The sequence below is a fragment of the Rhodococcus baikonurensis genome (assembly GCF_040489275.1).
GTDB lineage: Bacteria > Actinomycetota > Actinomycetes > Mycobacteriales > Mycobacteriaceae > Rhodococcus_F > Rhodococcus_F baikonurensis.
The window spans coordinates 1-11,713 of sequence record NZ_JBEUOQ010000042.1 but is presented as its reverse complement, the minus strand read 5'-3'; the positions used below and the strand labels follow the sequence as shown (position 1 = coordinate 11,713).

The 11,713-nt window shown below is 59.8% G+C and carries 13 protein-coding genes and 1 pseudogene; all 14 read right to left on the bottom strand.

The genetic code is table 11. From position 1 onward, the window contains the following. Positions 1–51: 51 nt before the first annotated feature. Positions 52–498 (bottom strand): hypothetical protein, encoded by a 447-nt coding sequence (locus ABWI03_RS33520; protein WP_353799050.1) that lies wholly within the window; start codon positions 496–498, stop codon positions 52–54. Between the two features lie 9 nt (positions 499–507). Next, positions 508–957 carry a hypothetical protein gene (locus tag ABWI03_RS33515; RefSeq protein ID WP_231304276.1) on the bottom strand — a complete coding sequence of 150 codons (450 nt, stop codon included), beginning with the start codon at positions 955–957 and terminating at the stop codon, positions 508–510. Positions 958–969: 12 nt separating this feature from the next. Next, complete coding sequence (locus ABWI03_RS33510; RefSeq protein ID WP_353799051.1) at positions 970–1,746, bottom strand: hypothetical protein; 777 nt, start codon at positions 1,744–1,746, stop codon at positions 970–972. Further along, entirely contained in the window at positions 1,740–2,060 is a 321-nt protein-coding gene (locus ABWI03_RS33505) for a putative phage holin (RefSeq protein WP_231304278.1), read from the bottom strand. The genes ABWI03_RS33510 and ABWI03_RS33505 overlap by 7 nt, the downstream gene beginning before the upstream one ends. After that, the gene (locus ABWI03_RS33500) at positions 2,057–2,254 is read right to left on the bottom strand and encodes a DUF7620 family protein (RefSeq protein ID WP_143541200.1); all 198 of its coding nucleotides are present in this window, start codon (positions 2,252–2,254) and stop codon (positions 2,057–2,059) included. The genes ABWI03_RS33505 and ABWI03_RS33500 overlap by 4 nt, the downstream gene beginning before the upstream one ends. After that, positions 2,251–2,538 carry a hypothetical protein gene (locus ABWI03_RS33495; RefSeq protein WP_128638019.1) on the bottom strand — a complete coding sequence of 96 codons (288 nt, stop codon included), beginning with the start codon at positions 2,536–2,538 and terminating at the stop codon, positions 2,251–2,253. Before ABWI03_RS33495 ends, ABWI03_RS33500 begins: the two co-directional genes overlap by 4 nt. Then, positions 2,538–2,819, bottom strand: coding sequence for a hypothetical protein (locus ABWI03_RS33490; RefSeq protein ID WP_231304279.1), 282 nt, complete (start codon positions 2,817–2,819; stop codon positions 2,538–2,540). Before ABWI03_RS33490 ends, ABWI03_RS33495 begins: the two co-directional genes overlap by 1 nt. Continuing rightward, positions 2,819–3,619: a peptidoglycan recognition protein family protein gene (locus ABWI03_RS33485; protein WP_231304280.1), complete on the bottom strand. Its 801-nt coding sequence runs from the start codon at positions 3,617–3,619 to the stop codon at positions 2,819–2,821. Before ABWI03_RS33485 ends, ABWI03_RS33490 begins: the two co-directional genes overlap by 1 nt. A 9-nt stretch (positions 3,620–3,628) precedes the next feature. Next, on the bottom strand, positions 3,629–5,209 hold the full coding sequence (locus ABWI03_RS33480) for a Gp37-like protein (protein WP_298773412.1): 1,581 nt from the start codon (positions 5,207–5,209) through the stop codon (positions 3,629–3,631). Further along, positions 5,210–6,028 (bottom strand): hypothetical protein, encoded by an 819-nt coding sequence (locus ABWI03_RS33475; RefSeq protein WP_298773411.1) that lies wholly within the window; start codon positions 6,026–6,028, stop codon positions 5,210–5,212. Beyond that, positions 6,025–10,518, bottom strand: a complete 4,494-nt coding sequence (locus tag ABWI03_RS33470) for a phage tail tape measure protein (RefSeq protein ID WP_353799052.1) — start codon at positions 10,516–10,518, stop codon at positions 6,025–6,027. The genes ABWI03_RS33475 and ABWI03_RS33470 overlap by 4 nt, the downstream gene beginning before the upstream one ends. An 18-nt stretch (positions 10,519–10,536) precedes the next feature. Continuing rightward, positions 10,537–10,941, bottom strand: coding sequence for a DUF7426 family protein (locus ABWI03_RS33465; RefSeq protein ID WP_298773410.1), 405 nt, complete (start codon positions 10,939–10,941; stop codon positions 10,537–10,539). After that, a complete protein-coding gene (locus ABWI03_RS33460; RefSeq protein WP_298773409.1) occupies positions 10,941–11,339 on the bottom strand; it encodes a hypothetical protein in 399 nt (132 codons plus the stop codon). Before ABWI03_RS33460 ends, ABWI03_RS33465 begins: the two co-directional genes overlap by 1 nt. Before the next feature lie 32 nt (positions 11,340–11,371). Next, positions 11,372–11,596 (bottom strand): annotated as a pseudogene (locus tag ABWI03_RS34225) (DUF7426 family protein); the annotation flags it as partial. Positions 11,597–11,713: the final 117 nt, after the last annotated feature.

Below are 11,713 nucleotides of genomic sequence, written 5' to 3'. Positions count from 1 at the left end.
GCTCAATGCGTTTGCGATCACCTTCGAAGGACGCATCACCCTGAACGGTAACTAACCGACATCAAGGTCGGATCCACCGTTAATCGGACACTCCCCCTGGAGGTTGCCGGACGAGGTTGTCTGATCGGAATCGAACACGCCGTACCCGATGAGTGCTCGTGTGGCGTCCGTTCCGTTCGTGCGGTCGTAGATGTGCACATTGCGTGCAGTGATCGACGAGGACGGCCACGACGGACTGTTCGCGGCGATGGTGAGCTTGTTGGTCGCTGCGTCGTAGGACACGACGACACCAGTCAACTGCACTCCGCCTGCGGTGTACCCACTGCCCGATGCCTCATTGGTGATGTCGCTCTTGTATCGGTGCGCATCCTGATCAGGAGTGTGAGCTGACGTTGTGAGCATCGCATACAGGTTCGTCGCACCCGACACAATCGACACCTCCTTCGCGAACAAAGACTGAGAGAGTTTGCCGTACAGCTTGATCTGGGTAGTTGCCATGAGGGCTCCTTAGATGGTGACTTGCGAGTCAGTGATGATGAAAAGAGTTGCGGGATCGGGGTTGTCGAGGTCGTCGTACTCGTTCTGCGTGAGGGCCTGGATTCGGGTCACTCCCCCGCCGTCGCGCACAAACCCCAACGCGCCCGGTTCGGGTGGTGGGGTGCCGGCGTCGATCAACGGCCACAAACGGAAAGTCCCCGACTCAGCGGGGACTTCAATGGGGTAAAACTCGTGTGTTGGGTTGTATCTCGACCATCGGATCCCCACCCAATACGGGCCAGGATCCAACACCGGAGTCGTAAACAATCCAGTAGTTGGGTTCACAGGGACGGTGGTGCGTGCGGGTCCGAGGATCGCATCATGCGCCACACTGTCGCGGATGTCGCGGACAGTGAACACAATCTCCGCACCAACACCCAACTTCGCACCATCAGTCAACCGATCAGAAATAACAGGCATCGCTTCTCCTCATCATCCGACCGCCGGGGGCGTACCAGGATCGACAGTGCCCGGGTTCTCCACCTCGGACGAATGCTTCAACACACTCAAACCGGACCACTGCGAACCGCCGTAAAACCAGCGCCAGCGACCCGAAAACAAATCCACCCGAACCGTGTAACCAGCCCCCGGAGTCGTGAAGAACACGTTGCCCATCAACGTCACTTCGCCATCTCCACCATTGTTAGAGATAGCAACCATGTCCATCGAACGCCGGTAATACTCAGAACCGTTCGGAGCCTTCACAACGATGTCCAGATACACCTTCGCGGAACCAGTGAAACCCGTACTACGGGAACGGGTCTGCGCGAGAACCTGCCACAAACCCTTCGAGTCCAGGCGTTGAACTTTCTTGTTCGCCAGCGCTGGATCCGACACCAACGTCACACCGACACTCGGGCCGACCTGCCGATCAAACGACATCGTCCGCATCCCCGGATCATCCTGATCAATCGTGATGAACAAATTCTGGGACGCAACCCACGAGCCGTAACCGATGATGCCCTCAAGCACCTGCGCCCGGTTCTGTAGATCAAAGATGTAGGCGGCGTCTTGCATCGCTTTGTCGCTGATTGACTTCAACGGTCCGGGCCCGAAACCGCCGCCACCGAGGAACGCGTTCGCGATGTCGCCGAGCAGTTGGCCGATGTTCGCGAAGCCGGCGAAAATGTTGCTGAACCAGTTGTTTTTGAACGTCGAGACAATGTCTTGATCCCGAGGCTTACCGGGAGGCAACTTCTCCATCAGCAATCACCCCGCTCAGATCGACATCGACGCTCACGCCTCTGCACACGCACCAACACAACCGTCAAAATCAACACCGAAACCGCGCACCCCGCATACAAAACAATGCGGATCACATCACGCCCCGGATACAGCGAGTTCGACATCGACGACGCAGCGACCTGAATCAACACCAGGCACGTCAACACCTTCTCGGGCAACAACACCCGACCAACCTCGTTCGTCCACCACTTCGACCGAAACGCATAGATCAAAGTGAACGTGCACCACACCACCGTCAGCGCAACCAACAGCCAGTTACCGACTTCTCTGAGCATCATCGCCCTTCCATACTCAGCCGGAACAACTCACCGAAGTGGTTGCGCACCATCTGATCCTGAACACGCTGCCCGCGACGCTCGTGGTCCGGGCGGGCACGACGAGACGCCGCCAACCGCTTATCCACTTCTTCGTCCAGCAACCGTGCCTCGGTGACTGTTTCGTTCTCGGCGCGTTGACGCCGACGCCACCTCACGGCGCCCCCTGGGCTGACTCTTTCCGCCACTCCTCAAGCAGCCGCACCGACAACTCGGACGTAGCCGATAGCTTCGCGATGGTCTTGGCGTCCTCACCGTTCAGCGTCAACGCCTTGTCCAACGCCGACCGGAGATACGTGTTCGCCTCGCGCTCAGCATCCAACTGCTCACGATGATGAGCGCCGACGACGAGGACACCTCTCGCGATCATAAGGAAGACACCGACGACGAACCCGACGACGACACCACCCTCAATGGGGAGCGCGGAAAAGAACTCCCCCATCACCCTTGCTTGCGGTGTCGGCCGACGTACTCGTCGAGTTCCGAAGCCTGCTGCGGAGTGATCGCATTCGGCACCAACCACGCCGACACCGCAAACACACCCTGAATGCTGATCGCCAACACCACCTGCGCAGTACCCGAGATCGGCAACCCGACCAACAGCACCAGCACGTTAGCGAGCAGGCCAACGACGTTCGCGATCGTCTTGCGGTTCTGCTTCACGAACGGAATGTTCTGCACATAGGACTTGGCGAAGCCATCCAACCCGAAGTCTGCGGTCATCACTTGCCTGCTTTGATTGCCGCGGTGAGAGCGTCGATGCTCTCCTTCAGTCCGTCGATCTTGCCGACGATGTACGCGCCGTCTGCGGCATCCAGGACCGCGGCGCCACCGTGCGGGTACGACTCGGGATCAACCTGCCCTTCCGGCAAAGTGCGCGATCGGACAACACCGTTGATCCGTTCAGCCGCAGTCAGAATCGTCTTCTGCTGATCATCGTTGAGAGCCATGAGAAAACCTCCGGGGGTAGCAGGCGCAGCAGGTGCGCCATTGATTCGAGCCTGAATGTCTGCGCGGAACTTGTTCATATCCATCCCGCCGGGATCCCACTTGCCCTGCGCCGCACCAGCCCACTCCTTATGTCCGATCGCATGCGAAGCAGGCTGACCGACCTTCCGGAGGATCGCAGCGCAGCACCGCACATACGCGTCGTACTGCGCGGGCGACCAGCCCTCGGTGCCGTTGTTCTCCGCCTCGATACCGATGGTGCGTTCATTCGCGCCGTTCGTCGGTAGGCCCGGGTACGATCCGCTGCCGGCATGCCATGCGACACCCACACCGACGACAGTGGCGACACCATCTCGGGACAGGTGAATCTGCGAGCACAAGCCGAGGCTCGGATGGTTCGCGATGTAGCCGGGGTTGTTGCCGGGCGGGTTGTTGCCGGTGTGGTGTGCGACGACACCCCAAATGGTTTCCATGTCGCCGTGTCCGCGGTCTTTCCAGCCGGGGTATTCGACGACTTTGATTCCCTCGGCGCGCAAGACATCTGCGAGCCAGACGGGATCTCCTGTCCAGGTCATGTGTTTCTCCTAGGTTGAGTTGGCGATAGCGCGGATGCTGCCGAAGATCGTTTGGACCTTCTTCAAGACGCGCTCCCAGCCATCGCCGACAGTGATGGCGTCACCGAACGTGGTGACGGTCCGCATGCGGCCGTCTTCCTGCTCGGTGATCTTCACGTTCGACACGTGCTTCTCGATCACGACACCGTCATCCCAAACGGTCATGATGTCGCCGACCTTGTAGCGGCGCTCGAAGTGAACTTCCACGCCGTCGATCACTTCTACGTCTTCTCCGAACGTGAAGCCGCGGCCATCCGCGCCGCCCTCGACGACCGTCAACCGGATCGCCTCGGAACCGGAATGCGCCTTCAACGCGGCCTGTCCGACAGCGAACCCATCCAGCGACCACGCGGACGTGTTGTCGCCGAACGCTTCACCGCGACCCATCGGGCCGAGTTCCGCTTCAAGTTCCGGATCCCAGAACTGTTGGAACGCGAAGAACACATCATCGAACAGGTCGCCGATGATGTTGCCCAAACCGAGTCCAGGGAGGATCGCGTTCAAGATCAACTGCAACGCGAAGTTCGCACCCCACTCGATGACCTGATTCAGGATCTCGGGAGCCTTACCGCCGATCACCACACGTGTTGCGTCCGCAGTCTTTTCGACCCGTTCGATCCATGCGATCTGATCGCCGTCAGTGCGCCACTGATGCTCACGCCGATCCCGCTTAGCGTGCGTGTTGAACACGAAGCCGGGGTTCTGCAGCTTCCCCCACTCGGACGGATTCGTGAGGCCGAGGATGTTTCCGGGGTTGGTGAAGTTCAGGAAGTTGTCGGACGTGTAGTCCATGACGGATTGCAGCATCGAAAGGGTGTGAGTGTTGAACACGTGCGGGGACGGCAACCCATCGGCCGGCGTCCACAAGCTGATGGACAAACCGATCTCGTGCGTCTCCACGGTCTGCTTGAACAGTTCGTCGAGTTGGGTGAAGCGCGCTGACAACACCACCATGTCGTCGGGTGACTCGTGCACGATGTTCAGCAAGTCATCCAACGTGTCGATGTCGTCGAGGTCAGGCAGCTCGGGGGACGTTTTGCGGATCGGTAGAGCAGCCACGACAGGCGATCGGAGTCGTGTCATCACCTTCGACACAAACTTCTTGCACACCTGATCGGGTGGCCCCCAGTCAACGTCCTGCTTGCCGGTGATGTTCAACTGGAACTCTGGTGGTGTCGTGTTGTTCACCCACGCCAACGCCCGCAACAGCTTGAACAAGTTCGAAACGCAGGTCAGCTTGATCGTCAACCTGCCAGGCGGTCCCGCGACTTGAGCCTCCATAACCCGCCCATCCCACGGGATTCCATTGTGGCTGGTGCGGATGTGAATGACTTTCCGCCGCGGATGCGACAAATACGACGCCATCGGATGATCGCCACGAATGTAGATTTCCGCGGTGGTGGGGATCGCCCAATCCCACTCGAAAGTGGTTCCCGCCATGTACGCGCCGAGAGGCCGCCATGACATGGCATCTGGTGAACCGACCTCGATCCGGAAACCTTTGACCTCGGTGGTGTTGGGGCGCGGGTATCCGGGGAGGGCGACAGTCATCTAGAAGCCCTCCCTGAATAGTTGCGGCAGCGTCACTTTCACCGAGGTGTTGGTGTTGGTGCCGGTTCCTTGGATCGTGATGGGGACGGCGATTGGGCCGGCTGGGTTTCCGGGGATCTGCTTGTACCAGGCGCGAGCGATCCACGACCGATCGTTGCCGGCGCCGTCTTTGATGGAGAACCAGTTCGGGTCGGTGTTGATGGTCCACACGTCGCCGGCTGCGATGGTGGGCAGTGGGACGAGTTCGCCAGCCCAGCCGATCTTCGGCAGCGTGATGGGGCCGGTGATGACGATGTGCGGCCACACCGGCTCATCCGACTCCGATTCGATAGCGGCTGTTGCGAAGTCCGCGGCCTTGAATGTCTTGACGGCAGGTCGCTTGCGCCACCACGTCTCGTCCGACCGAAGTGTTGCCGGGTCGTTGAGCTGAACCCCAGCATCCTTCAGTAGGCGTATGTCCATCGGCCCGAACTTCGTCGACAACCTCACGTACTGGAATTTCTCGCCACCAGTTTCGGTGATCGACCAGAAGGTGTGTATTTCTTTGCCACGGCCCAATGAGTGCCGCCACAGCTTCCCGAGCCGCAACGCGTCAGCCTTCGGGACAGGTCCGACCTTGCAGTCCAACCCGATGAAGTTCGGCATGTCATTGCGGGCAACCCACGACACCCCAGCCTGACCCACATTCTTCTGGTCATCGTGCGTGAACTCGGCGCCCTCAGTACCCGTCGGTTCCGTACGAAACGAGACGGGACAGGCAGGATCGTTGAAATCCCAGACTGTCCCGTCTGCGCATTCGAGGACATATCGCCTACTCATATGCCGCCCTTCAGGATGTTGATGTTCGCCATGCCCGAGTCGCGGTCGACGTTCACCTCAGCTCGGATCGGCTCACGGTTCTTGATCGCCAACAGGATCTGTTCGAGGACCGGCTGAATTTCCTTGGTCGCGTTCTCGAACCCCTTCTCCAACTGGGAGGAAGAGTTGCTGCCCGTGTCGAATTGGCCGGTGAACTTACCGTCCGCATCGAAGCCACTGGCGAGCGCGAATGCTGCACCAACACCGAACGCCGCAGCGTTATACGCAGCAGCACGACGACCATTCGCCGTCGTCGGCACCTTCAACCCCGGCTTCTCCCCCACATAGCCACCGAACCCTGTGAGTCCGCCGTCAGCCATCGGCACCAACTCGTAACCGAACCGGCGTGCAGTCTCCCGAGTGATTGCGACTGAACGGGTGCGCTTCGACGGGGCGTGCGGAATGTAGGACTCTCCGCCTGTTCCCTTCTCCGCGAACCGAATCAAATCCGCACCATCGCTGTAGAGGCCGGCTTGGTCGGGGAGGTTCATTCCGCCGTTCTCGAACACCTTGAACCCGCCAGACCAGATCAGGTTCGGATCCTTCCCAGCAGCATCCGATGTACCACCAGCCGGCGCCGACGACGGAGCCGACTCAGGCGCCGAATACGACGATGACGATGTTCCGGGCCAGTTGGTGACGAACACCCGCTGCCCATCCGTCGCCAACGCAGCGCCACTGTCAGTAGTGCCAACAGTCATCTGACCGTTGCCGCGAGCATTCGACGCCGCGATGATCTCGTCCGCCTCAGCAGCCTTCACCGCATAATTCGAACCATCCGCAGTGCCCGACTGCTGCACCTTCTGCGCCGCCTCAGCTTCCGACATGCTGTTGTAGTCGAAGTCGTCGAGCTTGTCGTAAAACATGCCCGCCGCACGAGTCGGATCCTTCCGGTCCTCCAACGTGCCCCAACCACCGTTATCGCGCTGCTGCATGATGCCGGCGTTATCGCCATCCATGCCGTGGTCGAGGTTCTGCAAATCGGTTTCAGCGAGGGCGGTCATGACCGCGGCCTTGATGCCCTTATCGCTGATTCCGCGGCGCTTACCTTCCGCGATCACCTGATCGGCGATCTTCTCCCGCTCCGTCCGAGTATCCGGAGCAGCAGGAGCCGCATCCTTACCAGCACCCGACGGCGCACCCAACGGTTCCTTCGACGCCGCATGCACATGGTTCTCGTGCTGCTGCATCGTCGCCGCACCATAGAACGACGGATCGACGATCTTCCCGTCCTTGATGTTCCGAGTGAACCGCGGATCCGAGTAAATCAACTCCGCCAACTGCGACTGGTAGTTGTCGGCGAGGTAGTTCGCCCACGCCAACTGCTCATCGGTGTTTCCTGAGCCGTTGGAGTAGTCGACTGCCTTACCTTGGCCGTGGTAGTCGTTGGTGTCCCGATAGGACGAGGTGAGTTGCAGTCCTGGTGCGTGTTGGGATGCGATGCCGGTGAACGACTCGACGACACCACCGTCAGCCATCTTGATGGCGTCAGGTCGAACAAGCCCGAATCCGAAGCGGCGAGCCACATCCTGCAAGATCGCCTCCGAGCGTTTCCGCTTCGACGGCGCCCCCGGAATATAGGCTTCCCACTGCGTTTCACCTTCCGCGTACTGCACCGGCCCGAGCGGGGACTTCGTGTAGATGCCCTGCCCCGACCCTTGCTGAATGTGAGCGGTGTCGATCATCCCGTCCGCACGCGAACGAACACTGCCATCAGCCTGTGTGACTCCGAAGTAGTCCTGCGCACGCTGCGCCGACCATGCCGGGGCAGTCGAGTTCACATCCGCGATGCGCTGAAGCTGCATTTGGACAACAACTTCACGATGCCCATTCCGCATCAGCCAGTCTTCAAGAGCCCGCGTGGCTTCTTTAGTCTCGGCGTAAACCTCGACTTCACCGTCCGGAAGTTCCCTCGTCTTGATTCCCAACGATTCCAGATGCGCCATCGACTCGTCGGTCAATGCCTCGGTCGTGATGATCTTGCTGTCCGGAGTAGCTTCGATCTTTCCTTTCAACACGTCCAACTCGTACTTGGCTTCGGGCATACCAGGTTGCTCGATCGTGGTCCTCGCAAACTCGGGTGTCAGCCCAAGCGTCGCAAGGTAATCGACAGCCGCCTGATTGGACATGCCCGTCGCCATGACCTGCCCGAGAAGGGCGTCATAGTTTTCGTTGTACTGCCCAGTCAAAGCCTCGACCGTGTTACCCGCTTCCATACCCGTTCGGATCTGATTGCTGAGCGCATCGGCCATACCTCTCAGGCCGTCGTCCATCTTGACCTGAGCCTCATTGTTGCGATCGATCGAACCAGTCCAGTTCTCAATCTTGATCGCAGCACCATCAGCACCAACACCGATATCAGCGATCGCCTTGTTGACCTTCGCCGACTCGTCGTTGAACGCCGCCGACAGTTTCATATCCCCGGCGAACTCGTTGAAACGGTTCTGAGCTTGATCGACAGCAGGCACCAACGTGTTATCCACGAAATCGGCGCCCTGATTCAGGCCATTCTTGATGCCCTCACCAGTCTTCTCGGCAGCGTCAGCCATCCCATTCAGCTTGTCCGACAGGCCACCAACACCAGCATCGAAACCAGGAATGACCAGGCCAATGACGAAGGAAAGCTTGTCGAGGCCGCCGACCATGTCAGCGAGGGACCGCAAGATGCTGACCGACATGTCCGCGCCGGCACCCGCAAATTCGGCGAGCCCACGCATACCATCAGCAACGAACCCGAGCACAGCCTTCGCGCCCTCGAATGCACCATTGCCGACGTCGATGAAGAACTGGATCACACCGGCGCGGTTATTCGAGATGTTGTCGGCAAACTCCTTGATGTACGGGCCGAATGCCTGCGCGAGAGCAGCTTTCATGCCATCGCCAGCAAGTTCGATGGACCGCATCGCGCCTTCAACGGATGTCGAGGCGTTGCCGCCCATCACGTTGATCGCACGCCACGCCGCACCCTCGTAGTCGTTCATCGACTGGATGGCGGTATCAAGATCCATCGCGAACAGGGCTTCGCCAAGATCCTCTGCCTTCGTCCCGAATAGGGCCGTTGCAATTGCTGCGCGTTCCTGCTCATCGCCGACTCCGCGAAGTTTGTCCAAGACCTGCCCCAACGCTTCACGTGCACCCTCGCCGCCGCCTGCGATCTTCTTTCCCATTTCTTCGGCGTTGAATCCTAAGGTCCCGAATCCTTCGGCCATCTTGGCATTGTTCGAAATCAAATCCTGCTGGCTCAGCGCTACACCGTCCTGCTCATAAGCAAGATCCGCAAACGCTTTTGCGCTCAACTCGCTGCCATCGATGGCGCGAATACTGAACTCTTTCAACGCATCCGCAGCAGTGTCCGTGTCTCTTGCACCAGCTTTAACGGCCTGGGACATCAGGCCGATCGAATCAGCTCCGGTTAAACCAAGCTTACGAAACTGTGTTCCGTATTCAACAACCGTGTCGAGGAAGTCTTCGGAGTTGTTCAGCCCAAGCTGAGTTGCTTTTGTGAAAAGATCAAACGCGTCTTGTGCATCGACCGCAAACCCAGTCTTGAGTGCTTGCCCTGCGGCGCGAGCGACAGCCGGTATTTCTTCCTCCATAATCATGGACACGCCGTCGAGACTGTTGATCATCTTCTCGGCGTCACGTTGTGTTGCGGCTGGATCCAGGAGACCGTTGCGCAATGCGAATTTCGCTGTGTCCAGGTTGCCTTCGACGGACTCACCGAAAGCGTCTGCGTAGGACTCGCCCGCGGCGAGACCGAACTTCCGCGCCTGTCCCTCCGTGACACCAGTGCGCGCCTGAAACAGATCCTGCGTCTTCTCCTGCTCCATGCCCTCTTTGATGGCCGCAGCGAGCGCAGCACCAGCCGTCAAACCGATGACAGCGACACCAAGCAGCGAACCAGCGATAGGGCCAGTCGATGACGCGAGGTTGCCGATCGTGTCAGTGAAACCGGACAGGAAGTTGCCGCCAGCCTGATCACCGGCACCAGCGCCGCCGTCACCAGCCTGCCGATACAGGTCATCCAGGTCACCCTGAGCGGCCTGCAAATCCTCCCGAAGCCGGTTACCCAGTTCGATATCGTTCAGCGCACCAGCAGCTTGCCGTGCGCCGGCACGGATTTCGTCGATCCCACGTGCAGCGTCGCGGGCCTCGTTCAGGAGGCGGTCGTTCATGACGATGTCGTCGACTGACTGGTCGGCGCGTTGCGCGTTGCGTTCCAACTCTTGGATGCGTTGCGCGGCTTGCTGCGCCTGACGATCCAACTGCCGATTGATCTCCACAGCTTGCGCTGCTTCACCTGCGCGGGCAGCTGCGCGGGTGATGTCCTGGAAGCCGTTGCTGATCCGTTGTGTGGATTGCCGTGACTGCTGCTCGGATCGTTGGGTTCCCTGGATGAAGCGGGAATCGTCCAATGTCAGTCGGGCTACCAACTCCCCTACATCAAGCAATGGTCAGCCCTCCAGTGTTCAGGTTTTCGGTTTGATCGTGGCGAGGAACTCGGTGGCCTTTTCGAGGTCGACGAGTTTGCCGAGTTGCGCTAGCGCCCAGTGCGCTTCGCCCATATCGGCGGTGAAGCCGTAGTGGATGATCGCGGTGCGCCCGGCGTGGAAGATCATGGGCCAGGGCAGGTCGTCGGCGACCATCTCGTCGTAGACGCCGCCCGACCATTCTTCGGTTTCCGGATCGATCTCGGCGCCGAGGATTTTCAGCGCCTCGAACACCTGCTCTACCGGCGGTACACCTTCCGCGATGACCTGCTTCCGTAGCCGTGCAGCCTCGGGTGCACCAGGCGCCGGCACGGTGTACGTCTTCCCGCGGATCGGTAACTTCAGATCCGGGTCGAAGAAAGTATCCAAATCCTTGTAGGCCATCAGACTGCTTTCGGGTGTAGGGCGTCCCAGAGGTTGGTGCCGGGGGTGGATGCGTAGTGGTCGATGCGCAGTTTCAGCCACCGCCACGTGCGGGCGTTGAGGAGGCCGGATTCGATGTCGTGTCCGTTCGCGTCGAGGTCGAGTTCGATTGCGTGCCAGTGGTTGAGGACATCAGTCCACGGCCGATCTACGGTCTCGTCGACCTGTGTTTTGCCGGGTGTCGGGTTGTACCAGTCGCGGACGCCGGTTACTTCGTCGTACGGGCCGCCGCCAGGATCATCCGGTCCGTAGGTTCCCGGGGCTGAAAGATCTTGCGGGCTAGGGTCGCCCCCACTCTCGATTGGTTCGGGGGTGGGGGCAGGGGATTTCCCGCCAAGACGCCACCAGCCGACTCCCACACCTGTTGCGCCCGCTCAGGCCTCAAAACAAAGGCCATCGCAACGCGACCAGCGAGAACGATCTTCGGCCACGAAACACCGGCGTCAACCATCTCCTGATAGGTGTCACCGAGCACGTACATGATCTCGGCGCGTTCCTGCTCATCATCCAGCCGAACTTCTGAGCTCAGCAACATCATGATGTGCAGGCCTTGCTCGGCACTGCATGAGACCCGGAACTCGCGCCCACCGATAGGCAGGGTGAGTTCCGGGTCCATGAGTTCTGCGAGGTCACGCATACGGGACTGTCTGAATAACGGTGGATCCGGTCCTTGATTCAACACGCCGAGCTGAGCTTGGCGGGAAGGATCGACGATGACCGAAACACTTGATCC

What these genes read in the sequence shown, in the direction of transcription:
- ABWI03_RS33475 (WP_298773411.1), bottom strand. Translation starts at nt 6,028, where the DNA reads ATGAGTAGGCGATATGTCCTCGAATGCGCAGACGGGACAGTCTGGGAT.
- ABWI03_RS33490 (WP_231304279.1), bottom strand. Translation starts at nt 2,819, where the DNA reads ATGACCGCAGACTTCGGGTTGGATGGCTTCGCCAAGTCCTATGTGCAG.
- ABWI03_RS33520 (WP_353799050.1), bottom strand. Translation starts at nt 498, where the DNA reads ATGGCAACTACCCAGATCAAGCTGTACGGCAAACTCTCTCAGTCTTTG.
- ABWI03_RS33505 (WP_231304278.1), bottom strand. Translation starts at nt 2,060, where the DNA reads ATGATGCTCAGAGAAGTCGGTAACTGGCTGTTGGTTGCGCTGACGGTG.
- ABWI03_RS33485 (WP_231304280.1), bottom strand. Translation starts at nt 3,619, where the DNA reads ATGACCTGGACAGGAGATCCCGTCTGGCTCGCAGATGTCTTGCGCGCC.
- ABWI03_RS33495 (WP_128638019.1), bottom strand. Translation starts at nt 2,538, where the DNA reads ATGGGGGAGTTCTTTTCCGCGCTCCCCATTGAGGGTGGTGTCGTCGTC.
- ABWI03_RS33465 (WP_298773410.1), bottom strand. Translation starts at nt 10,941, where the DNA reads ATGGCCTACAAGGATTTGGATACTTTCTTCGACCCGGATCTGAAGTTA.
- ABWI03_RS33480 (WP_298773412.1), bottom strand. Translation starts at nt 5,209, where the DNA reads ATGACTGTCGCCCTCCCCGGATACCCGCGCCCCAACACCACCGAGGTC.
- ABWI03_RS33515 (WP_231304276.1), bottom strand. Translation starts at nt 957, where the DNA reads ATGCCTGTTATTTCTGATCGGTTGACTGATGGTGCGAAGTTGGGTGTT.